20 protein-coding genes and 1 pseudogene are annotated in these 22,975 nt (G+C 70.8%); 10 read left to right on the top strand and 11 right to left on the bottom strand.

The features are described from left to right. Positions 1 to 112 precede the first annotated feature (112 nt). Entirely contained in the window at positions 113 to 1,621 is a 1,509-nt protein-coding gene (locus FLX07_RS11205; RefSeq protein ID WP_142570351.1) for a PQQ-dependent sugar dehydrogenase, read from the top strand. 12 nt (positions 1,622 to 1,633) lie between these two features. On the opposite strand, the gene FLX07_RS11200 is transcribed toward FLX07_RS11205, so the two are convergent. Together FLX07_RS11200 and FLX07_RS11195 are read right to left on the bottom strand one after the other, a co-directional pair. Next, a complete protein-coding gene (locus FLX07_RS11200) occupies positions 1,634 to 2,407 on the bottom strand; it encodes a thioesterase family protein (protein ID WP_142570349.1) in 774 nt (257 codons plus the stop codon). A gap of 92 nt (positions 2,408 to 2,499) precedes the next feature. After that, positions 2,500 to 2,877: a cupin domain-containing protein gene (locus FLX07_RS11195; protein ID WP_142570347.1), complete on the bottom strand. Its 378-nt coding sequence runs from the start codon at positions 2,875 to 2,877 to the stop codon at positions 2,500 to 2,502. Positions 2,878 to 3,120: 243 nt separating this feature from the next. Between FLX07_RS11195 and FLX07_RS11190 the strand changes: the two genes are divergently transcribed. Together FLX07_RS11190 and FLX07_RS11185 are read left to right on the top strand one after the other, a co-directional pair. Beyond that, complete coding sequence (locus FLX07_RS11190; protein ID WP_142570345.1) at positions 3,121 to 4,548, top strand: M35 family metalloendopeptidase; 1,428 nt, start codon at positions 3,121 to 3,123, stop codon at positions 4,546 to 4,548. A gap of 158 nt (positions 4,549 to 4,706) precedes the next feature. Then, positions 4,707 to 5,681, top strand: coding sequence for an aldo/keto reductase (locus FLX07_RS11185; protein WP_142570343.1), 975 nt, complete (start codon positions 4,707 to 4,709; stop codon positions 5,679 to 5,681). Positions 5,682 to 5,754: 73 nt separating this feature from the next. Here the strand turns inward: FLX07_RS11185 and FLX07_RS11180 are convergent. Then, a pseudogene (locus tag FLX07_RS11180) lies at positions 5,755 to 5,859 on the bottom strand (helix-turn-helix domain-containing protein); the annotation flags it as partial. A gap of 68 nt (positions 5,860 to 5,927) precedes the next feature. Between FLX07_RS11180 and FLX07_RS11175 the strand changes: the two are divergent. The 3 genes from FLX07_RS11175 (at position 5,928) to FLX07_RS11165 (ending at position 8,820) form a co-directional block, all read left to right on the top strand. Next, the gene (locus FLX07_RS11175; protein ID WP_223853267.1) at positions 5,928 to 6,086 is read left to right on the top strand and encodes a type II toxin-antitoxin system prevent-host-death family antitoxin; all 159 of its coding nucleotides are present in this window, start codon (positions 5,928 to 5,930) and stop codon (positions 6,084 to 6,086) included. A 500-nt stretch (positions 6,087 to 6,586) separates the two neighbouring features. After that, positions 6,587 to 6,805 (top strand): hypothetical protein, encoded by a 219-nt coding sequence (locus tag FLX07_RS36395; protein WP_167748200.1) that lies wholly within the window; start codon positions 6,587 to 6,589, stop codon positions 6,803 to 6,805. A gap of 512 nt (positions 6,806 to 7,317) precedes the next feature. Then, on the top strand, positions 7,318 to 8,820 hold the full coding sequence (locus FLX07_RS11165; protein ID WP_142570341.1) for an endo-1,4-beta-xylanase: 1,503 nt from the start codon (positions 7,318 to 7,320) through the stop codon (positions 8,818 to 8,820). 131 nt (positions 8,821 to 8,951) lie between these two features. Here the strand turns inward: FLX07_RS11165 and FLX07_RS11160 are convergent, their stop codons facing one another. Continuing rightward, complete coding sequence (locus FLX07_RS11160) at positions 8,952 to 9,791, bottom strand: SAM-dependent methyltransferase (protein WP_142570339.1); 840 nt, start codon at positions 9,789 to 9,791, stop codon at positions 8,952 to 8,954. Positions 9,792 to 10,078: 287 nt separating this feature from the next. On the opposite strand from FLX07_RS11160, the gene FLX07_RS11155 reads away from it, so the two are divergent. From FLX07_RS11155 to FLX07_RS11140, 4 genes are all read left to right on the top strand, one after another. Then, on the top strand, positions 10,079 to 11,008 hold the full coding sequence (locus FLX07_RS11155; protein WP_142570337.1) for an alpha/beta hydrolase: 930 nt from the start codon (positions 10,079 to 10,081) through the stop codon (positions 11,006 to 11,008). Positions 11,009 to 11,013: 5 nt separating this feature from the next. After that, positions 11,014 to 12,699, top strand: a complete 1,686-nt coding sequence (gene polX / locus FLX07_RS11150) for a DNA polymerase/3'-5' exonuclease PolX (RefSeq protein WP_142570335.1) — start codon at positions 11,014 to 11,016, stop codon at positions 12,697 to 12,699. A 242-nt stretch (positions 12,700 to 12,941) separates the two neighbouring features. Further along, on the top strand, positions 12,942 to 13,757 hold the full coding sequence (locus FLX07_RS11145) for an SAM-dependent methyltransferase (protein ID WP_142570332.1): 816 nt from the start codon (positions 12,942 to 12,944) through the stop codon (positions 13,755 to 13,757). Positions 13,758 to 14,106: 349 nt separating this feature from the next. Continuing rightward, positions 14,107 to 15,768 (top strand): wax ester/triacylglycerol synthase family O-acyltransferase, encoded by a 1,662-nt coding sequence (locus tag FLX07_RS11140; RefSeq protein ID WP_142570330.1) that lies wholly within the window; start codon positions 14,107 to 14,109, stop codon positions 15,766 to 15,768. Between the two features lie 96 nt (positions 15,769 to 15,864). On the opposite strand, the gene FLX07_RS11135 is transcribed toward FLX07_RS11140, so the two are convergent. The 7 genes from FLX07_RS11135 to FLX07_RS11100 form a co-directional block, all read right to left on the bottom strand. After that, positions 15,865 to 16,476, bottom strand: a complete 612-nt coding sequence (locus FLX07_RS11135) for a TetR/AcrR family transcriptional regulator (protein ID WP_229689674.1) — start codon at positions 16,474 to 16,476, stop codon at positions 15,865 to 15,867. A gap of 279 nt (positions 16,477 to 16,755) precedes the next feature. Further along, on the bottom strand, positions 16,756 to 18,366 hold the full coding sequence (locus tag FLX07_RS11125) for a solute symporter family protein (protein WP_142570325.1): 1,611 nt from the start codon (positions 18,364 to 18,366) through the stop codon (positions 16,756 to 16,758). Beyond that, complete coding sequence (locus FLX07_RS11120) at positions 18,363 to 18,707, bottom strand: DUF485 domain-containing protein (protein WP_142570322.1); 345 nt, start codon at positions 18,705 to 18,707, stop codon at positions 18,363 to 18,365. Before FLX07_RS11120 ends, FLX07_RS11125 begins: the two co-directional genes overlap by 4 nt. A 232-nt stretch (positions 18,708 to 18,939) precedes the next feature. Next, the gene (locus FLX07_RS11115) at positions 18,940 to 20,385 is read right to left on the bottom strand and encodes a sodium/solute symporter (protein WP_142570632.1); all 1,446 of its coding nucleotides are present in this window, start codon (positions 20,383 to 20,385) and stop codon (positions 18,940 to 18,942) included. Between the two features lie 110 nt (positions 20,386 to 20,495). Then, positions 20,496 to 20,930, bottom strand: coding sequence for a DUF485 domain-containing protein (locus FLX07_RS11110; RefSeq protein WP_223853266.1), 435 nt, complete (start codon positions 20,928 to 20,930; stop codon positions 20,496 to 20,498). Between the two features lie 18 nt (positions 20,931 to 20,948). Next, complete coding sequence (locus FLX07_RS11105; protein WP_142570630.1) at positions 20,949 to 21,698, bottom strand: LytR/AlgR family response regulator transcription factor; 750 nt, start codon at positions 21,696 to 21,698, stop codon at positions 20,949 to 20,951. Between the two features lie 85 nt (positions 21,699 to 21,783). After that, positions 21,784 to 22,965 (bottom strand): sensor histidine kinase, encoded by a 1,182-nt coding sequence (locus FLX07_RS11100; protein ID WP_142570320.1) that lies wholly within the window; start codon positions 22,963 to 22,965, stop codon positions 21,784 to 21,786. Positions 22,966 to 22,975: the final 10 nt, after the last annotated feature.

The raw sequence follows: 22,975 nt of genomic DNA, 5'->3' as shown, positions 1-22,975 counted from the left end.
AGCGTGGCGCGGAAATGATCGCTCAGTTCACAGGACGGTGATTGCACGGAGCACGGCGGACGCGTTCGATGGGTCACGAGCCGGAACCCGACGTCCCGACCTGGAGTCTCTGATGCCCAAGCGCCTCGCCGCGGCACTCGCAAGCACCCTCAGCGCGGTGACCGCCGCCGCCGCGCTCGTCGTGACCCAGCCGCTCCCCACGAGCGCGGCGACCGGCGGGTTCGACTTCACACGCGCGCAGGTCGCCACCACCGGGCTGCAGGTCCCCTGGAGCATCGCCTTCCTTCCGGACGGCAGCGCCCTCGTCTCCGAACGCGACACCGCCGCCATCGCGCAGGTGCGTCCCGGATCGGCGCCGACGCGGGTGGCCACCGTCCCGAACGTGTCACCGCAGGGCGAGGGCGGCCTGCTCGGCATCGCCGTCTCCCCCACCTACGCCCAGGACCAGTGGGTCTACGCCTACTTCAGCTCCTCGTCCGACAACCGGGTGGTCCGGTTCCGGCTCAGCGCCCCCCAGACCCAGCAGGTGCTTCTCTCCGGCGTTCCTCGCGCCCAGTTCCACAACGGCGGGCGCATCGCCTTCGGCCCGGACGGCATGCTGTACGTGACCACGGGAGACGCCGGGACCTCCGCCAACGCCCAGAACCTGAACAGCCCCGGCGGAAAGATCCTGCGGATGCGGCCCGACGGCACGGTCCCTTCGGACAACCCGTTCTCCGGATCACGCGTTTACAGCTACGGTCACCGCAACGTCCAGGGGCTCGCCTGGGACGAGAGCGGCCGGCTGTACGCCACGGAGTTCGGCCAGAACACCTGGGACGAGATCAACTACATCCAGCCCGGCCGCAACTACGGCTGGCCGACCTGCGAGGGCGTGTGCAGCGACTCGCGCTTCACCAATCCCATCCAGACCTGGAGCACCTCCGAGTCCTCTCCGAGCGGTCTCGCGTACGCCAACAGCACGCTCTTCGCCACGGCCCTGGCCGGTAAGCGGCTGTGGACCGTACCGGTCAGCGCCGGCAGCAGGACGGGCAACGCGGTGGCCGAGTTCCAGGGGACGTACGGACGACTGCGGGCCGCGGCCGTGGGCCCGGACGGCTGGCTCTGGGTGACGACGAGCAACCGCGACGGCAGAGGGACCCCGGTCGCCGCCGACGACCGCATCGTCCGCGTTCCGCCCGCTGGCGGGTCGTCGCCCAGCCCCTCAGCGTCACCCAGCCCCTCAGCGTCACCCAGCCCTTCGGCGTCGCCGAGCGTGTCGCCGTCCGCCAGCCCCACGGTCTCCCCCAGCGCCTCGCCGTCGGCCGGTACGCGCGCGTGCTCCGCGGCGTACCAGATCTCCAATCAGTGGCCGGGCGGCTTCCAGGGCGCGCTGACGGTGCTCAATTCAGGAAAGGCGGCCATCTCCTCCTGGACCGTCACCTTCACCTTCCCCAACGGCCAGAGCATCACCCAGCTGTGGGGCGGCCACTACACGCAGTCGGGATCCACGGTGACCGTCACCAACGAATCCTGGAACGGCGCCCTCGCGCCGGGCGCGTCGACGACGGCCGGCTTCACCGGCAGTTGGTCCGGCGGCGCCAACGGAACGCCGTCGTCCGTCACCTGCACGGCGTCCTGACGCCCGTCTGGATCAGCGTGGCCCGACGAACAACGTCTGCGTGGCCGTGCCGATCTCACCGGCCCGGTCGAACAGCGTGGTGCGGGTGAGCCCGCGTCCCCGTGGGCCGATCGTCGTGGCCGCGTCCAGGCAGACCCACTCGCCTTCGGGAGCGCGGAACAGCGAGATGGTGAGGTCCACGTTGGCGAACAGATAGGCGTCGAAGTCCAGGACGCCGCTGATGCCGTTGCCGCTGTCGGCGAACATCGCGAGCCGCTCCAGCGGCGTGGTCTCCTCGCCCTCCACCAGCGGCACCCGGGCCCTGCCCCACGCCACGGCGGGCCCGGCCTCGTCCGGGGAGCCCTTGACGAACCGCCAGTCCGTGGCCCTGCCGTACCCGAAATCCCGTGCGATCCAGGAGTCCGCGTCGCCGGGGGCGGACGGCGGGACCGGCGCGGGCGGCGGCGCGGCCTCGCTCGCCGGGCTGCCGGCCTCCCTGATGCGCCACGCGGTCGCCCTGACCAGCTCGCGCCCGCCGGAGGTGACGGAGGCGCCGAGACACTGCACGCGCCTGCCGTCCCTGATCATCTCGGTGCGCACCTCCACCTCGGCGGCCGGGACGGGCGCGAACACGTCCACCGCCAGCCGGGCCGTCGGAAGCCCGGGGAACCGGCTGGGGACGCGGGCGAGCTCGTGCACCAGCAGCGCGGTGACCGGCCCCATGTGCTGATGCCGCGGATCCCACGGCCCCTGGGTGTGCTCCGTCGCCCGGTAGCGGCCCTCGCCGAGAGGGACGTACATCGCCATGGAACAAGATTCTAGAGGCGGTTCCGCAGGGCCCTCCGGCCGGTGCCCTCGCCACTCGGGGTCCGCCCGCCAGCCCTGGCCGGTCCGGGCCGCTACGCGGAATCCGTGCCGGAGACCGCATATCCCGGAATCGACGGCCACCGGACGGTGAGCACCACCGACTCCTCTTCGGCATGCCAGGAGTGATCGACCCCGTGGCCCCACACGACGTAATCGCCCTGATTCGCCAACAGCACGCTCCGCCCGGGAAGTTCGACGCGGAAACGGCCGCTGATCAGCACGAGGAGCGCGGTGCGCTTCTCGCCGGTGACCCATTCCGCACGCCGGTCACCCCGGGGATGCGCGTACCACTTGATCTCCACGTCCTCGCTGTGCCGCACATCGGCAGCGGGTTTGAAATGCCCCAGCAGCCACCCACGGTCGGCGACCGAGTCCAGCTGAGCGTTACCCACGTATACGTTCTCCGCCATAGCCCCGCACGGTACCGAAGCCGTCAGGACCTGCGGGCTGTCTGCGTGTCAGGATGACGAAGCGACGACCGCGGCACCTGGCACTTCTGCGGATTCGGATCAGGGATGTACGACTGGAACACCAGCCGACCGGCCTGCCAACGCGACGTGTCGGGGCATGGGGAGGAACAGCGCCCACCGGTATGTCACCTTCTGCAAGCGCCTGGCAATCGGGGACCGACCGCGGGGGATTACAACGGCAGCATGATCCCCGTTCCCACCCCCGCGTTGCTCAAGCAGGTCGCGGCAAACGAGAACAACGTCTACGCCTCCTACCACCGGCTGATCGGTGCCGCCCTCGCGAAGCAGGTCACGCGCGACGACTCCTACCAGCGGCTCGCCGTCCAGTGGAGCAAGCTCAACCTCGTCCCTCCCGGGGAGACCAAGGAGGCTACGGGACGACGCAGGGCGGCCGAGCTGCCGCAGTTCGTCACTGACCTCAACCAGCTTCCCTCTCCCGCGGCCGACCAGGCGCAGCAGCCGGAGGAGGATTTTCCACCGGTGGCGGAGAGCCCGTGGTTCATCGGGCTCCTGAAACTGATCGAGGCGAATGTCGTCCTCCCGATCGAGACTGGTTCGCCACGAGCGATGGCGAGTTTGCGGACCTGCTTCGGGGACGAGGCCGCGGCGGCCGCCCCCCGGTTCCGGAAGATTCTGCAGCAACTGCGGGCCATCCACGCCCGCTCGGACGGCAAGAGCAAAGGGATGCTCTACAACCCGCAGCTGCCCCGCTCGATGGGGGCGCTCGGGCGGGGCAGCGGCGCGGAGGCGTGCATCGACCTCAGCTCCAGGTTTCGCCCGCATCTCATGTCCGACGTGGAGGCCGCCTCCACGCTGGTGCACGAGGGTTCGCACACGATCGCGGTGGAGCCCACCGTCGACTTCGCCTACCGCAACGCCCACGCCCACTACTTGCTGCCGCCGAAGCTGGCGCTTCTCAATGCGGGCAACTACGAGCAGGTGGTCATCGACCTGATCGGTGGGATGCCGGGACAGCTCAACGCCGGTGATGTCAAGGCCCTGCGGGACGGCGCCGGCGACTCGCTGGCGCAGGTGCACGCGTTGATGTGCTCACGGGTGGTCCGCGCCTGGGTCCGCGTCTACGACCTGATCGGCCTGGTCGCGAGCGGGCGGATCACCGCCGAGGAACTACGCGGGCTGCCGCCGGTGCCTTCAGACTCCAGACCTCTGCTCACCGCTCTGCTGAGAGAGCTCTTCGCCCAGCTCGAGACCCTGATGAGCGTGGTGAACACCTACCTCGTCCTCAGGCTCGGACCCAAGCCGGACGACGAGCTCAACCGCGCTCCGGAGCAGCGCACCAAGGACGATCCCGGCGCGCACCCGCGGCCGCCGACACCCGACGACATACAGCCTCTGACCTTCGAGACGACGCGCACCGCGACCACGGTCACCGTCTCCTTCGGCTGGGCCTCGGAAGGCACCCCGGACGCCATCGCCAGAAACGTCCTCTTCGAGCTGACCGACCGCCTCTGGCAAGGCGGGCACAGCGTCTTCAACGGCTCCGAAGTGGCCCACCTCGTCCAGTCGATCCAGCTCACCGATCGCCCGGGGCTGCGTGCGATGCTCGAGGACTACTACGCGAGTCTGAGCAGAAAGGCCAAGATCGACTAGGGCGCGCCGCATCTTGTCGTGATCACCACGTGGTTCGGGTCAACCGCGCTCTCACCCCGGCCGATCGACGTCACCGCGCCGCGCTGGTGATTCGCCCCCTCCGCGCGCGGGCGACACCCGTCCCGCCCGGGAAGTGATGGGGCAAATAGGGTGCTGCTATGGAGTATCGACGACTTGGCACCACCGGCCTCAAGGTCAGCAGGATCTGCCTCGGCATGATGAGCTACGGCGAACCGGCCAAGTGGGGCGGCTGGGTCCTGAACGAGGACCAGGCCGAGCCCATCGTGCGTAAGGCGGTCGAGGGCGGCGTGACCTTCTTCGACACCGCCGACGTCTACTCGGGAGGCGCCAGCGAGAAGGTCACCGGACGGCTGCTGCGCAAGGCCTTCCCCCGGCGCGAGGACTACGTCCTGGCCACCAAGGTCTACTTCCCGATGGGCGAGGGCAGGAACGACTGGGGCCTGTCCCGCAAGCACGTCATGTCGGCCATCGACGCCTCCCTCGACCGCCTCGGCACCGACTACGTCGACCTGTACCAGATCCACCGGTGGGACGACGAGACGCCGATCGAGGAGACCATGGAGGCGCTCAACGACATCGTCCGGGCCGGCAAGGCCCGCTACATCGGCGCCTCCAGCATGTGGGCATGGCAGTTCGCTAAGGCCCAGCACGTCGCGGACAAGAACGGCTGGACCCGTTTCGTCAGCATGCAAGATCATTACAACCTGCTGCACCGCGAGGAGGAGCGGGAGATGATCCCGCTGTGCCTCGACCAGGGTGTGGGGCTGATCCCGTGGAGCCCGCTCGCACGCGGCCTGCTCGCCCGCGCGGGCAGGCAGGCCGACACCGTACGGCAGATCGGCGACGGTGCCAGGCAGGAGCAGCTGTACGGCGGGCCCGCCGACGAGGCGATCCTGGAGCGGGTGGCCCGCACCGCCGAGGAGCGTGGCGTCTCCCCCGCGACCCTCTCCCTCGCATGGCTGCTCAGCCGCCCGGGTGTGACCGCGCCGATCGTCGGCGCGACCAAGGAGCACCACGTGGACGACGCGCTCGCCGCGGTCGAGCTGAAGCTCACTGAGGAGGAGATCGCCTTCCTGGAGGAGCCGTACCGGGCGCGGCCCCAGCAGTTCTGACCGGAGGGCCCCACGCTCACCGGGCCCGGGACAGTGCCTATCCGGGCAGGGACTCGGCGGACGGAGACGGGCAGCGCAGCCTGTCGTTGAACACCGTCCGCGCGCACCCGAACGCCCGGGCCAGTGCTTGACACTGGCCCGGGGTCGGGTAGAGGCGGAAGTTGTACCGCAGCTGCACAGAGCAATTGTGCATCCACGTAAATGCGCGTGCGTCCGCGTTTCAAGACGTGCATGGACTCGGGAGAGATGAGCGTCGCGGAAGCGCGCCGCCGGTTCGCGGACGTGCTCAACGACGCAGCTGTACGCGGCCGGATCACGTACATCACCAACCGGGGACGGACAATCGCCGCCGTCGTGCCAGTACCGATCGCCGAAACCGCCGAGCAAGCGCAGGACGAACACTGACCGTCAGGGCACGCTCGGGCCTTGGCGGCCCTCCCACGCGGGCCTTCACCCCGAGCCTGAAGGCCGGAGCACCGGCCCGCAACTCGGTAGCGCTTGAGCAGCCGCATCGCCTCCGGCGTCACGTGCTCGGGACGGATCTCGGAGGGGAAGCTGCCGAAGAACACCCGCCCGTTCGGGGGCAGTTCCTCTTTGACGCCCGCCAGCAGTTCCTCCACGGCGTCCAGCGCCGGCTCCGGCCCCTGCGTGCCGTACGAGAGGGCGGTGGGGGTGATGAAACGGACGTCGCGCAGGCCGTGGGCGGCCATCCGGCGGACGTGAGCGCACGCCGTCCACGCTGCGGTGCCGGAACCTGCCGCCGAACATGAAGGCCGAACATGAAGGGCGTCTGACAGAAGCGGCACGTGTAGGCGCAGCCCCTCGTGATCTCGATGGGCCCGAAGTGACCGCGCCGGTCGGGGAAGGACGGAAAGGCGTCCAGCGGTAACTGCGGGGCCGGTGGCGTGCGCAGCGCCCTGCCGTCGCCGTCGCGCACGGCCAGGCCGGGCACGGCGGTGAGCGGCCGGTCCGCGCGAAGCGCCTCGACCAGGGCGACGATCGTCGGCTCCCCCTCGCCGATCGCGGCGAGGTCCCAGCCGGCGTCGATGACCTGCTGCGGCTCGGCGGTGGCGTGCACTCCGCCGGCGATGGCGGGGAATCCGCCGGCGTCGACGGCCGAGTGAGCGTTCACAACGCGTCTTCCGATCGGCTCTCCTCTCCATGGGGGGTGATGAGAGGTGGTGTGGGGCGGAGCCAATACGAGGCGGAGATCCCTTGTCAAGGGCCTTGATACTTGTGCACCGCACCGTACAGGGTCCGAGTGCAGCCCAACTGGGGCGTTTCCGCGACGTCCCACGAGACCGGCGAGAGGCGGGTGGTGAAACTTTCATCCCTTTCCCCCGCCCAATCCCCGGGTAGCCGAAAGTTTCGGAGCGCAGATGCCATCTGCTTAACCGATTTGGCATACGCAGCTTGGCCAGGTAGCCCGAAAGTTTCCGTTGAAGTCTTGACAAGTTTCGGGAAGGTTTCCACACTGATCCTCCGAGGCGGTCCCCCGCTCCCAGGTGGTGGTGCACGTGCAGGGGGCCGCCGATCACGACGCCCTGGTGGTGTGCGTTCTCAAGCGACGAGGCGCGGCGTCGATATCACGGGAACTTCCGTGTTCCCTCGGTGATTCAGTTATGGAGGCTCAGACATGGGCGAAAACGTCATGTCCCCGCCCGGAACCCGGCTACGCCGGGTTCTGGTCGCCGGCGCTCTCGGCGTGCTCACCGCGGCAACGGCGGTGGTGTCGGTGACGGCCCCCGCCGACGCCGCAGCGAGCACGCTCGGCGCGGCCGCCGCGCAAAGCGGCCGCTACTTCGGCACCGCCATCGCCAGCGGCAAACTCGGCGACGGGAACTACACCGGCATCGCGAACCGTGAGTTCAACATGATCACGGCCGAGAACGAGATGAAGATCGACGCGACTGAGCCGAACCAGGGCCAGTTCAACTTCAACAACGCCGACCGGATCTACAACTGGGCGACGCAGAACGGCAAGCGGATGCGCGGCCACACCCTGGCCTGGCACTCCCAGCAGCCGGGCTGGATGCAGTCCCTCAGCGGCAACTCGCTGCGCCAGGCGATGATCAACCACATCAACGGCGTCATGGCCCACTACAAGGGCAAGATCCCCTACTGGGACGTGGTCAACGAGGCGTACGCCGACGGCAACTCCGGCGGCCGCCGCGACTCCAACCTGCAGCGCACCGGCAACGACTGGATCGAGGTCGCCTTCCGCACCGCGCGGGCCGCCGACCCGGCCGCCAAGCTCTGCTACAACGACTACAACATCGACAACTGGAGCTGGGCCAAGACGCAGGGCGTCTACAACATGGTCCGGGACTTCAAGTCCCGCGGCGTGCCCATCGACTGCGTCGGCCTGCAGTCGCACTTCAACAGCAACAGCCCGTACAACAGCAACTACCGCACCACCATCTCGCAGTTCGCCGCCCTCGGCGTGGACGTCGCCATCACCGAGCTGGACATCCAGGGCGGGTCGTCCTCGACCTACGCCAGCGTCGTCAACGACTGCCTGGCCGTCTCCCGCTGCATCGGCATCACCGTGTGGGGCGTGCGTGACAGCGACTCCTGGCTCGGTGCGAACACCAGCCCGCTGCTGTTCGACAGCAACGGCAACAAGAAGGCCGCGTACAACTCGGTCCTGAACGCCCTCAACGCGGCCACGCCGACGACGTCGCCCAGCCCCGGCACCTCGCCGAGCCCGGGCACCTCGCCCAGCCCCGGCACCTCGCCCACCCCCGGTGGCGGCGGCAACGGGACGATCAAGAGTGTCGCCTCCGGCCGCTGCGTGGACGTGCCCAACTCCAGCACCACCGACGGCACCCAGTTGCAGATCTGGGACTGCCACAGTGGCACCAACCAGCAGTGGAGCTACACCTCCTCGCAGGAGTTCCGGGTGTACGGCAACAAGTGTCTGGACGCCGCGGGCACCGGTAACGGCGCCAAGGTCCAGATCTACTCCTGCTGGGGTGGCGACAACCAGAAGTGGCGCCTCAACTCCGACGGCACCATCACCGGTGTCCAGTCCGGCCTGTGCCTGGACGCTGCCGGACAGGGCACCGGCAACGGCACCCAGCTCCAGCTGTACTCCTGCTGGGGCGGCAACAACCAGAAGTGGACCTTCACGCAGTAAGGCCGGCGGGGCCACCGACTCGGTCCGGCCCCACCTGCTGAACCTCTCGCTCTAGTCGCGAGCAAGGCCTCCGGTGCGCACGTCGCACCGGAGGCCTTGCGTTGGGCCGTACGCCCTCTTCCCGTTCCGGGTCAGGGCTTCTCCGCAAGGGCGCCGTAGGCCCAGGCGTGACCTCCCGGAATGCGCTCCCGGTCCTTGTACTCGTCAGGCCGCCAGCGCACCACCTCGACCACGCCCGGATCGATCACCTGCCAGCCCTCGAAGAACCGCAGCACCTGGTCGAGGGTGCGGGGCACCATGGGCGCGGTGCTGTTGTCGTAGGGCTTGGTGAAGTCCTCCTCGCTCACCTGGGGGGCGAAGTCGAGCGTGATATGCGACAGCAGCAGGTGGCTGCCCGAGGGCACGGCGGCCTTGAATGTCTCGACCAGGCCGTGCGGGTCCTCCTCGTCGGTGATGAAGTGCAGGACGCCCGCCAGGATGACGGCCACCGGACGGTCGAAGTCGATCACGGCCCGGACCTCCGGGTGGGACAGGATCGTCTCCGGCTTCCGCAGGTCGGCCTCGATCACCGACGTCATGCCCGCGGCGCTGCCGGTCAGCAGGGCTCGGCCGTGCACCAGGACGATGGGGTCGTTGTCCACGTAGGCCACCCGGGCCGCGGGGTTGACCTGCTGAGCGACCTCATGGGTGTTGCCCTGGGTGGGAATGCCCGTGCCGATGTCGAGGAACTGCGTCATTCCCGCCTCTCCGGCGAGATGACGTACCGCCCGGCGGAGGAAGGCCCGGTGGGCGCGAACGCCTTCGCGGGTGCCCGGTGAAACCCTGAGAAGGTGTTCGGCCGCCTCACGGTCGGGCGCGAAGTTGTCCTTGCCGCCCAGCAGGTAGTCGTATATCCGGGCCGGATGCGGAACCGCGGTATTGATTCGCGGAACGGGCCTGGCGACCGGTTCGCGGTCCGTCGGCTCTGACATCAGTGCTCCTTACTGCTGTCTCTCGATCGACAGGGGAGACAACGGCACCCGATCGCCCCGTCTCACCGCCGCGGAACTTTCGCGGCCGATTAAGTGATTTTTCGGGAGACGGTATTCGTCCCGCCGGGAGCCGGTCAAGCCATCCGGCTCGCTCACCGGCCGGTCGCGGCCCGGCTTGCGGCCGGTCAAGGCCTGCGTCCTCGAATTGCGCACCAATTCGCCTAAAACGCCGCAATTCACTCTCTCCGCCATTGACGGCGGCGGATCGATATGACATCCACCTTTTCGTGAAGAAGATTCTGCCGTGGCTCGTCCTCGTCGTCCTCGTCGTCATGGCGAGCGGCTGCCAGAGCGCCGCCGAGTCCGCGGCGCCGCCGCCCGTCCGCCCGACGGCTTCGGCCGCGATCGTCTCGCGGGAGGCCGTGGACGGGCGGACGGACAAACTTGTCATCGACTCGCCGGCCACGGGCGAGAGGCGCTCGGTGTGGGTGCTGAAGCCGGCGGCCTGGAAGCCGGGTTCCACCGGCTGGCGCGCGCTGTACCTGCTGCACGGCTGCTGCGCCGGCGGCGGCTGGGACTGGCTCAGGACGGGCGAGGTGGCCCGGCTGACCGCCGGCCTCGACGCCGTCGTCATCGTCCCCGAGGGCGGTTCGATGGGCTGGTACGCCGACTGGCGCGACGGCCCCGCCTGGGAGACCTTCCACCTGACCGAGGTGCCGCACCTTGTCGAGCCGCGATACGGCGTCGGCACACGCCGCGCGATCGCCGGCTTCTCCATGGGCGGCCTCGGCGCGTTCGTCTACGCGGCCCGGCATCCGGGTGTGTTCGAGGCCGCGGCGTCGTTCTCCGGGGTGCTCGACACCCGCGACGACGTCTCCGGATATCGGGCGTTCATGGCGGACAACGGCGTGGACACCGAGGATCTGTGGGGCGACCCGGATGCCTGGGCGGAGCACAACCCCGCCGGCCTGGCCGGGCGGCTGAAGGGCGTGCGCCTCTACGCGTCCGCGGGTGACGGCGAGCCCGGGCCGCTGGACCACGGGGACGGGCCGGTCGATCGCACCGAAGCCTCGATCATGCGGCAGAACCTGAACTTCGCCCGGGCCGCGGAGAAGGCGGGGGTGAAGGTGACGACGGATTTCTATGGAAACGGCACCCATACCTGGCCGTACTGGATCCGTTCGTTCGAACGCGCGCTGCCGCTTCTCCTACCCTGAGAGACATGGGACGGGCCAATGACGAGGCAGCCGCGGCGCTGCAGGAGTACGCCGAGCTTTTCGCGCTGAACGGCGGGGACGCCTTCCGCGTGCGCAGCTACCAGAAGGCGGCCAAGTCGATCGCGGGATTCCCCGGGGACCTCGCGGAGACCGATGCGCGGTCGATCCCGGGCGTGGGCGAGGCGATCGCCAAGAAGGTCGAGGAGTTCCTGGAGCGCGGCAGCTTCCGCCAGCTCGACGACCTGCGGGGCAAGGTGCCCGAGGGGGTGCGCAGGCTGACCCGGATCCCCTCGCTCGGCCCGAAGAAGGCGCTGTTCCTGTTCCAGGAGCTCGGCATCGACTCCCCCGCGGCGCTGGCAGACGCGATCCGGGACGGCCGATTGCAGGGCCTGCGCGGCTTCGGCGCCAAGACCGAGGAGAACCTGCTCAAGGGCATCGAGCACATGGAGCGGTCGGGCGGCCGGGTCCACCTCGGCGTCGCGGCGGATCTCGCCGAGCGGGTCATCGCCTCGCTGCCCGCCGACCGGATCGCCGTCGCCGGGTCGCTGCGCCGGATGAGCGAGACGATCGGCGACATCGACGTCCTCGCCGTCGGCGACCCCGGCCTGATGGAGCTGTTCGCGCGGCAGCCGTACGTCACCGAGATCGTCGCGAAGGGCGAGCGGAAGACCTCGATCAGGACCGACCGCGGCCTGCAGGTCGACCTGCGGCTCATCCCCGCCGAGTCGTGGGGGGCGGCCATGGTCTACTTCACCGGCAGCAAGGAGCACAACGTCCGCATCCGGGAGATGGCGGTCAAGAAGGGCTGGAAGCTGTCGGAGTACGGCCTGTTCGACGGCGACCGCCTCATCGCGTCGGAGACCGAGGAGGAGGTCTACCAGGCGCTCGGCATGGCGTGGGTGCACCCGGCGCTGCGAGAGGACGGCGGCGAGGTGGCGGCCGCGCTGCGGGGCGAGCTGCCGCGCCTGGTCGAGCTGCACGACCTGCGGGGCGACCTGCACACCCACACCGACCTCACCGACGGCATCGCCTCGCTGGAGGACATGACGGCCGCCGCCGCGATGCGCGGCTACTCCTACTACGCGGTGACCGACCACGCGCCCGACCTGGTCATGCAGCGCATGACCCTCGACAAGGCCCTCGCCCAGCGCGCCCGCATCGCCGAACTGCAGGCGAAATATCCGGATATGCGGCTGCTGCACGGCAGCGAGCTGAACATCGCCCCGGACGGCTCGGTGGACTGGCCGGCCGAGGTGCTGGCCGGATTCGACGTCTGCGTCGCGTCGGTGCACTCGCACTTCGGCCAGTCGCGGGAGGAGATGACCCGCCGTTTCATCACCGCCTGCGAGAATCCGCACGTCCACGTCATCGGCCACCCCACGACGCGGAAGATCGGCAAGCGGCCGCCGGTGGACGCGGACTGGGACGCGGTCTTCCGCGCCGCCGCCAGAACCGGCACGATCATGGAGATCGACTCCTACCCCGATCGGGCCGACCTGCCCTCCGGCCTCGTACGGCTCGCGCGCCACCACGGCGTGAAGTTCTCCATCGACAGCGACTCCCACGCCGTCCCGCATCTGGCCCACCAGAGGTTCGGCGTGGGCATCGCGCAGCGGGCCTGGCTCACCCCGGACGACGTGGTCAACACCTGGCCCCTCGACCGCCTGCTGGCCCATCTGGGCAGGGACTGACCGCACGGCTCCCGCCGGCGGATCATCGGGCGCGCCGCCGTCGGCCCGCCCCTGCCGGGCCCACCCCCGGCCGACCCACCCCGGCCGACCCGGCCGGTCGGCCGGGGAAGCGCCGGCCCTGTGGTTGCGTGCCGTAGCTTGATCGGAAAGGATGGGCCGCGACGCGCGATCCCCCGGCGACGAGCGGAGATCACTGACGCGGGTGCGGTCGTCTCTCCGTTCCGACCACTCCGAGGGCCCCCATGAGCGACACTTCTCCCGCCGACGACCCCGGCGTCCGCAGGATCGACAGCAGCGTGCCGCACTCGGCTCGCGTCTGGAACTACTTCCTCGGAGGCAAGGACCATTACCCCGTCGACAGGGAGGCGGGGGAACGGATCCGCGCCGTCTTCCCCGGGATGGTGGACATCGCCCGCCAGTCCCGGCAGATGCTCGTGCGCACCGTCGGCTATCTCGCCGGCGAGGCCGGAATCCGCCAGTTCCTGGACATCGGCACGGGGCTGCCCACCGTCGGCAACACCCACGAGGTCGCCCAGCGGCTGGCCCCGGCGTCCCGGATCGTCTACGTCGACAACGACCCCCTGGTGCTGGTGCACGCCCAGGCGCTGCTGACCAGCACCCCCGAGGGGGCCACCGACTACATCGAGGCCGACGTGCGCGACCCCGGCCGCATCCTGCGGGAGGCGGCCGGCACGCTCGACTTCACGCGGCCGACCGCACTCATGCTGATGGGCATCCTCGGCCTGGTGGCGGACTACGACGAGGCCCGGGAGATCGTGCGCCGGCTGCTTGCGGCCCTGCCGTCCGGCAGCTATCTCGCGCTCTACGACGGCTCCGACACCGACCCGGCGTACGTCGAGGCGCTCGGCCGCTACAACACCGCCAGCGGCGCCACCCCCTACACCCCGCGAAGCCCCGAGCAGATCGGGGGCTACTTCACCGGCCTGGAGCTGCTCGACCCCGGCATCGTCTCGGTGTCGCGATGGCGGGCGGAGGACAACCCGTGGGGCGAGCCCCGCGAGGTGGCCTGCTTCGGCGGCGTGGCGCGCAAGCCCTGACCCGCATCCGGCGGGCGACGCCGGTTCCCCCGGCGCCGGCCGCGACCGCGTTCGTCTCGCCTGGGTCACGGGCGCGCCTGAACATCCCCCGGCGGCACGTGGGAGAAACGCGGCGGTAACGCGATGCGTCGATGATGGTCACGGTGCGCAGGCGGGTGACTATCGTGCGCCAGGGGATCGCCGCGGGTGAACGGCCCCCGGCGTGCGGCGCCCTGCGCCGGGGCTGCGGATCCCGGACGGCTGGGCCGGCCGCGGACCAACGGCATGTCCGGGGGGCATGACCGGGTGGCATGACCGGGTGGCATGACCGGGTGGCATGACCGGGCGGCGTGAGCGGGAGGATGACGAGATGCGCCAGTTGACGGCACTCGACGCGCAGTTCCTGAGCGTGGAGTCGGCGACGACCGCGACCCATGTGGCGGGTGTCGCCATACTCGACCCTTCGGCCTCGCCCTCCGGCGACCTGACCAGGGAGGCGCTGCTCGCCCTGCTGCGCGAGCGGCTCCACCTCGCCCCGCCGCTGCGGATGCGGCTGGCCGACGTGCCCTTCGGGCTCGATCGGCCGTACTGGCTGGACGACCCGGACGTCGACCTCGACGCGCACGTGCACGAGACCACTCTCCCGGCGCCCGGCGGGGAACGGGAACTGGCGGCGTACGTGGCGGACGTCCACGCGCGGCGGCTCGACCGCGGGCGGCCGCTGTGGGAGGCACACCTCGTGCACGGACTGGACGGCGGCCGCTGCGCCCTCTACATCAAGGTGCACCACTGTGCGATCGACGGCGTGTCGGGCTCGGAGATCCTGACCGCGTTGCTCGACCCGTCGCCGCAGCCGCGCCGGGTCGAGGCGCCCCCGGCCCCGGCGTCGCCGCAGCCGCCCGGGCTGCTCACGATGCTCGCCGGAGCGATCACCCGGACGATCGTCCAACCGGTGGAGACGCTGTGCTCACTCGCCCGCGCCGCCGCCGACCTGGACGCGATCCCGGTCATGGCGGCGCTGCCCGACGCCCGGCTCGTGGCCCAGGCCGCCCGCGCGCTCGCGGGAGACGCGCGGCCGCTGCCCGAGACGCCGCCGCTGGTCGCGCCGCGCACGCCGTTCAACGGCCCGATCTCCGGAAAGCGGGAGGTCGCCCTCGGCTCCGTGCCGCTGTCGGAGGTCAGGAGGGTGGCCAGGGCCTTCGGCATGGGCCCGAACGACGTGGTGATGACGCTGTGCGCCTCGGCGCTGCGGCGCTGGCTGCTCGCCCACGACGCGCTGCCCGACCGGCCGCTGGTGGCGGCCGTGCCGGTGGCCCTGCGCTCCCAGCGGTCGCCGGACGTGGGCGGGGCCTCCCGGGACATCGCGGACGGGCGGGTCGGCAACCGGATCTCAGCGATGATCACACCGCTGGCCACGGACGTCGCCTCCCCCGGGGAGCGCCTGGCCGCCGTCCGCTCGGCGCTGGCCGCCGCGAAGCGGCGCTTCGCCGTCTCCCACCGCACCTGGCTGGACGACGTGTGCGCGATGGTGCCGAGTGCCTTCGCGGCGCTGGCCACGCCGATGGTGTTCCGCCTCGCGGGGGTCACGGGCGCGGGCGTCAACCTCATCGTGTCGAACGTGCCGGGCCCCCGCGTGCCGTTGTACCTGTGCGGCGCCCGGATGCTCGCCTACCACCCGCTGTCCGTGGTCACCGACGCCACCGGGGGGATCAGCATCACCTGCGCGTCGTACGACGGGCGGCTGGACTTCGGCGTCGTCGCCTGCCCGACCCGGTTGCCCGACGTCTGGAGCATGATCGGCCACCTGCGTGAGGCGATGGACGAACTCCTGGCCCTGCTCGACGACTCCCCGGACGCCCCGGCCCCTCACGACTCGGCCCCTCACGACTCGGCCCCCGGCGACTCGGCCCCCAGCGACCCTGCCTCGCTTGAGCCGGCCCCTCACGACCCGGACTCCCATGACCCGGACTCACCGGGTGACGCTCCTCCCGCACGGCCGCGGGAAGAACAGGAGACGATGGTGTCCGCCTGACCGCCTCGGGCCGCCGCCTCGGGCCGCGCCGGGAGGTCATGCCTGGGCTCGCCGGAAGGTCATGCCGGGAAGCGCCGGGAAGGAGCACGGCCCTCGTCAGTGCAGGGCGTGGGCGATCAGTTCCGCGACCGCGTCGGGGTCGATGTGATGGCCGGTGAGCAGGCAGATGCTCTCCTGATACAGCAGGACCGCGGCGAAGGTCGCGGCGGCGGCCTCCAGCCGGGCGGCGTCACCGCGCCCGCCCGGCAGGGCGAGCTCCAGGGCGAACCTGGCCCGGCGGATGATCTCGGCGTTGAGGCGGCTCAGGCGCTCACGCACGGACAGGTGGGTGTCGGCCTCCCGGAACAGGATCCGCCGCATCGCGGGGGACGCGCGCAGCGGCAGCCTGCGGGCGAGCCGCGACAGCGCGCCGACCGCGTCGCCGGGGACCGCCTCGGCCTCCTCCTCGACCTCCTCTTCCACCACCACGGTGCGCTCGTCCACCAGCGAGATCAGTACGTCGATCTTGCGGGGGAAGTAGTGGAAGACCAGGCCCTTGGGAACACCGGCGAGTTCGGCGATGCGCGCGGTCGGCGTGGCCTCGTAGCCGCCGCCCGCGAACAGTTCCTCGGCGGCGTCCAGGATGCGGGTGCGGGCGTCGCCGTCGGACGGCTGCTTCCCTCTCCGCGAGCGCGACCACGCCTTGGCGGTCTGGAGAGGGCTGTCCACGGACCGAACCATAACCAGAGTGGGCGCCCCAACACCATGACGCGAGGGACAGGGCAGGCATACGCCCGGCCGTGAGCCCCTGCGCCGGGAGGCCGTGAGCCCCCGCGCCGGGAGGCCGGGGGGCGCAGTGCCGGGGGGCGCAGTGCCGGGGGGCGCAGTGCCGGGAGGCGCAGTGCCGGGAGGCACAGTGCCCGCGGCCGGGCGTATGCGAGTGCGCCGGCCCCCGGCGGTGGTGGGAGGCACCGCCGGGGGCCGGCGACGTGTGGCCGGGAGCCGGCGTCAGTGGCCCGTGGCCTGCTCGGCGCCGATACCGGTGAGCGAGCGGACCTCGATCTCGGCGTACTTCGACGCGTTGTACTCCTTGCTCAGGATCGTGCCGAGGTAGCCGCACAGGAAGCCGATCGGGATCGAGAAGATGCCCGGGTTCGACAGCGGGATCAGGTGGAAGTCGGCGTCGGGGATCATCGCCGTCGGCGCGCCGGAGACGACCGGAGAGAAGATCACCAGCACCAGGGCGGAGACCAGGCCGCCGTAGATGGCCGAGACCGCGCCCGCCGTGTTGAACCTCTTCCAGAACAGGCTGTAGAGGATCGCCGGCAGGTTGCCCGACGCGGCCACCGCGAAGGCCAGCGACACGAGGAACGCCACGTTGAGCGACTGGGCGAAGATGCTCAGCGCGATCGCGACCGCGCCGATCACGAACGCGGCGACGCGGGCGACCACGACCTCCTGGCGCTCGGTGGCGGTGCCCCGCCTGAACACGTGCGCGTACAGGTCGTGGGCGAAGCTGGAGGAGGACGCGAGGGTCAGGCCCGCGACCACCGCGAGGATCGTGGCGAACGCGACCGCCGCGATGACGGCCAGCAGGACGGTGCCGCCGACGTCGCCGAAGAGGTCCTGGCCCACCTTCTGGGCGAGCAGCGGGGCCGCCGTGTTGCCTGCCTTGTCGGCCGCGGCGATCGTCTTCGAGCCCACCAGGGCGGCGGCGCCGAAGCCGAGCACCAGCGTCAGCAGGTAGAACACGCCGATGATGCCGATGCCCCACAGCACGGACTTGCGGGCGTCCCTGGCGGTGGGCACCGTGTAGAAGCGGATGAGGACGTGCGGCAGGCCCGCCGTGCCGAGAACCAGGGCCAGGCCGAGGCTGATCAGGTCGATCTTGCCCCAGGTCCCCTGGGCGGCGGTTCCGTACTTGAGGCCCGCGTTGAGGAAGGCGTCGCCCTTGCCGCTCTGGGCGGCGGCGTCGCCGAGCAGCCCGGACAGGTTGAAGCCGAACTTCGCGAGCACGAACAGGGTGATCAGCGCGGCGCCGACCATCAGCATGACGGCCTTGACGATCTGCACCCAGGTGGTGCCCTTCATGCCGCCGAACACGACATAGATGATCATCAGCAGGCCGACCGCGATGATCGTCCAGATCTTGCCGGCGTCGGAGTGGACGCCGAGCAGCAGGCCGACGAGCGCGCCCGCGCCGACCATCTGCGCGAGCAGGTAGAAGATGCTGACGACGATCGTGGACACGCCCGCCGCCGTACGGACAGGGCGCGGCGACATCCGGAACGCCAGCACGTCGGCCATCGTGTACTTGCCGGAGTTGCGCATGAGCTCGGCGACGAGCAGCAGCGCCACCAGCCAGGCGACGAGGAAGCCGATCGAGTAGAGGAACCCGTCGTAGCCCGACAGCGCGATGATGCCGGCGATGCCGAGGAACGACGCGGCCGACATGTAGTCGCCGCCGATGGCCAGGCCGTTCTGCAGGCCGCTGAACGACCGGCCGCCGGCGTAGAAGTCCGCCGCGCTCTTGGTGTTGCGGCTGGCCCAGAACGTGATCGCCAGCGTGAGGGCGACGAAGACCAGGAACAGGATCGTGGACAGCGTCTCGTGACTCACTTGGCGCCCTCCCCGACCTCGTCGGCGCTCTTGGTCTCGTCGCGCAGCTCGTCGGCGATCGGGTCGAGCTTGGCCGCCGCGTGCCGCGAGTAGGCCCAAGCGATCAGGAACGTCGACACGAACTGCAGCACGCCGAAGACGAGGGCGACGTTGATGTTGCCGAACAACTTGGTGCCCATGAAGTCCCGGGCGAAGCCCGACAGCACCACGTAGAGCAGGTACCACACCAGGAAGGCGATGGTCATGGGGAAGGCCCAGGACCGGTAGCGACGGCGCAGCTCCTGGAACTGCTCACCCGCTTGTATACGTTCGTAGACCGATGGGTCGTGCTGGACGGTCACAAGATCTCCTTCAACAGTGATCTGGATCACTTCAACGTAGGAGCGCGCCGTGTCCGCCGACGAGTCCCGGGGGCCGCCGAGTCGCCCAGCCGTACCACCCGCTCGTTCACATGGCGCATTCGTGCGACGAATGGTCGGTTGCACGCGCCGAGCGGTCACACACCGCATCGCCGAATCGCCGGGCCGCAGCGGAACGCCCGGCTACACGAACAGGCCGGATCGGAACGCCCGGCTACATGAAACGCGGGCGCCAGTCGCCCCGGTCGACGTTCAGCGTCTCCGGCGTGTGCAGGCGGACCATCGTGCGCGCCACGCCGCGCGGCACCCGCGACGGCGTCAGCAGCGACACCACCACCATGACCGTGAACGACACGGGCACCGTCCAGGCCGCCGGCTCCGCCAGCAGCGACCCCGCCCATCCGGTGTGCGGGCCTCCGATGATCGTGATCACGACCGCCGCGCAGGCCAGCCCTCCACCGGCGAGCAGCCCGGCCATCGCCCCCGCCGTCGTCAGCCTGCGCCACCAGATGCCGAGCACGAGCAGCGGGCAGAACGACGAGGCGGCGACGGCGAACGCCAGCCCCACCACGGTCGCCACCGGCAGGGACCGGGCCACGCCCGCCAGCGCGAACGGTACGAGCACCGCGAGCACGGTCGCGACGCGGAAGGCGCGCACTCCGCCGCGCAGGATGTCCTGCGCGATCACCCCGGCGACCGACACCGTCAGCCCCGACGAGGTGGACAGGAACGCCGCGAACGCTCCCGCGGTCACCAGCGCGGTCAGGAACTCGCCCACCGGACCCCCGACCAGCCGCCCCGGCAGCGCGATGACCACGGTGTCGCTCTCCGGCATGCCGTAGACGTGGCCGAGGTAGCCGTAGACCGCGGGCATCAGGTAGAAGGCGCCGAGCAGCGTCAGCACGACGAGCGTGGTGCGGCGGGCGGCCCGCCCGTCCGGGTTCGTGTAGAAGCGGACGAGCACGTGGGGCAGCCCCATCGTCCCGAGGAACGTCGCCAGGATCAGCGAGTACGTCTCGTAGAGAGGATGATCGCGGCCGTGGAGCGGCAGCACCCACTCGTCCCCCAGGGTGAGCCCCGGCCTTCCGTCCGACCACCAGGCCACCAGCATGAACGCCAGCGGCACCGCCAGCGCGGTCAGCTTCAGCCAGTACTGGAAGGCCTGGACGAACGTGATCGACCGCATGCCGCCCGACAGCACGTTGATGGCGACCACCACCGCAACCAGCAGGCTGCCCGTCCACGGCGGAGCCCCGGTGATCGTACGGAAGACCAGCCCGGCGCTCTGGAACTGCGGCATGAGGTAGAGCCAGCCGATCAGCACGACGAGCACGCTGGACAGCCGCCGCACCGCCATCGACTCCAGCCGCGCCTCGGCGAAGTCGGGCAGCGTGTAGGCCCCCGACCGCCGCAGCGGCGCCGACACCAGCACCAGCAGCACAAGGTAGCCGCCGGTCCAGCCGACCGGCAGCCACAGCATGTCCGCGCCGAAGGTGAGGATCAGGCCCGCGATGCCGAGGAAGGAGGCGGCCGACAGGTACTCCCCGCCGATGGCCGAGGCGTTCCACAGGGGCGAGACCGTGCGGGAGGCGACGTAGAAGTCCGACGTGGTGCGGGACACCCGGATGCCGAACGCGCCGACGAGGACGGTCGCCAGCATCACCAGGACGACCGCGGCGATCTGACTCACCGGCGCACCGTCCTCATCCCCGCACCGTCCTCCTGGAGCACCGTTCTCACCGGCGCACCGTCCTCACCGAAGCACCGTCCTCACCGGCGCTCCACGAGGTCGGCGAAGTCGCGCTCGTTGCGCTCGGCCTGCCGCACGTACAGCCAGGCCCCGACGACGAGCGCCGGGTAGATCAGCCCCGCGAGCACGACCCACGGCAGCGGCAGGCCGAACAGCTCGGCCGCGCGCAGCTCCGGGGCCAGCAGGAACAGCAGCGGCAGCCCTCCCACGACGCAGGCGAGCAGGCTGCACACGAACAGCGCCAGGCGGAACTGGGTCCGCACCAGGGAGCCCATGTATACCTCGCCCAGGCGGGTCTGCTCGTCGATCTCCCGGGTGAGCGGGTGCCGCGGCCTGCGCGCCGCCGCCGTGCGCGGGCTGGTCACCACCACCCTGCGGGGCTTGCCGGTCGGCGCCGCCCCCTCGCCCTGGCCGCGCGGGCCGGTCGCCGCCGCCCTGCGGGGCTTGCCGGTCATCGCGCCCTCACCGTCCGCTCACCGGGTCTGGCCTCTGCGGGCCCGGCGGACCAGCAGGTCGCGCAGCTCCCGGGTGTGGCGGCGGCTCACCGGGATCTCGGTCTCCCCCACCCGCACCACGCACTTGCCCGAGTCGATGTGCAGCTCGTCGATGTGCTTGACCGCGACGAGGTGGCTGCGGTGCACGCGCAGGAACCCGGCCGACGCCCAGCGTTCCTCCAGCGTGGCCAGCGGGATGCGGACCAGGTGGCTGCCGGTCGCCGTGTGCAGCCGCGCGTAGTCGCCCTGCGCCTCGACGTACCGCACCTCCGTGCTCGCCACGAACCGGGTGACGCCGCCCAGCTCGACCGGGATCGTGTCCGCCTGCGGCCCCTCCCCCGGCTCGCCCCGGCTGCCGCACACCCGGCGGATCGCCTCGGAAAGCCGCTCCGGCCGTACGGGCTTGAGCAGGTAGTCCTCGGCCTTCAGCTCGAAGGCGTCCACGGCGTGGTCCTCGTACGCCGTCACAAAAACGATCTTCGGTGGGCGGGTGAACTGGGTCAGCAGCCGGCCCAGCACCACTCCGTCGAGCCCGCGCATGCGGATGTCGAGGAAGACCGCGTCCACCGGCCTGCCGTCCGCGATGGCGCGGTCGAGCAGGCGGAGCGCCGCGGCCCCGTCGCGGGCGGTGAGCACGTCGCCGATGCGGGGATCCGCGCGCAGCAGGTAGGCGACGTCCTCCAGCGCGGGCTGCTCGTCGTCCACCGCCAGGACCCGCAGACCGCTCACGATCACCCCTTTCACCGACCGATCCCCTAGAGAGTGATGACCACACCGTCGGTAAGTCAACGCCTCTCGTTGTCACGAGACGGTGTCAGTGGAGGGAGACCCCGGGGTGGTATTTGGGGATCCGCACGGTGACCTTGGTGCCCGCGCCCTCGCCGGTCTCCACCACCAGGCCGTACTCGTCGCCGTAGACCTGGCGCAGCCGCTCGTCCACGTTGGCCACGCCGATCCCGCCCGCGCCCGAGCGGTCCTCCCCGGCGAGCACCCGGCGCAGCCGTTCGGGGTCCATGCCGACGCCGTCGTCCTCGACGGTGATGCCGCACTCCGCGCCCGCGTCCTCGGCGACGATCGTGATGCGGCCCACGCCAGGCTTGGCCTCCAGGCCGTGCCGTACGGCGTTCTCCACCAGCGGCTGCAGGCACAGGAACGGCACGGCCACGGGCAGCACCTCCGGCGCGATGCGCAGCGTGACCTGGAGCTGGTCGCCGAACCTGGCCCGTTCGAGCGTGAGGTAGCGGTCGATCGACCGCAGTTCCTCGGCGAGCGTGGTGAAGTCGCCGTGCCGCCGGAAGGAGTAGCGGGTGAAGTCGGCGAACTCCAGCAGCAGTTCCCTGGCCCGCTCGGGGTCCGTGCGGACGAACGACGCGATGGTGGTCAGCGAGTTGTAGATGAAGTGGGGCGAGATCTGCGCCCGCAGCGCCCGGACCTCCGCCTCCATCAGCATGGTCCGGGAGCGGTCGAGCTCGGCCAGCTCCAGCTGGGAGTCGACCCACCGCGCGACCTCCTGCGCCGCCCGCACGAGCCCCGCCGAGGCGTGGTCGCCGTACGCCGCGAGCGAGCCGACGACGCGGTCGTCGGTGGTGAGCGGGACGACGACGGCGTGCCTGACCGGGCACTCGGGCCGGGCGCAGTCGAGCGCGAGCACCTGGGTGCGGCCGTCCTTCAGCGTCTCCGCCGCGTGCTCGAACGCCTCGGCCGCGTGGTGGTCGCCCACGCCGTCGTAGACGAGCAGCTCCTCGCCGTTGGTGACGGCGATGGCCGGGGAGCCGAGCAGCTCGCGCAGGTGCCGCGACGCCTTCAGCGCCCCGGCCTGGGTCAGTCCGGCGCGCAGCGGCGGCGCGGCCAGCGACGCGGTGTGCAGCGTCTCGAACGTCGCCCGCTCGGCGGGGCTGCTGCCGAGGTCGCGCCGGCCGCGCAGCACCCGCCACAGCACGACCGCCGGCACGGCGACGAGGACGGCGACGACGAGCGCGGTGACGACCGGTTCCACGCCGCCGCAG

Source organism: Microbispora bryophytorum (assembly GCF_006874465.1).
GTDB classification, from domain to species: domain Bacteria; phylum Actinomycetota; class Actinomycetes; order Streptosporangiales; family Streptosporangiaceae; genus Microbispora; species Microbispora bryophytorum.
The sequence above is the reverse complement of the archived record's forward strand: the minus strand, read 5'-3'. Positions and strand labels throughout refer to the sequence as shown.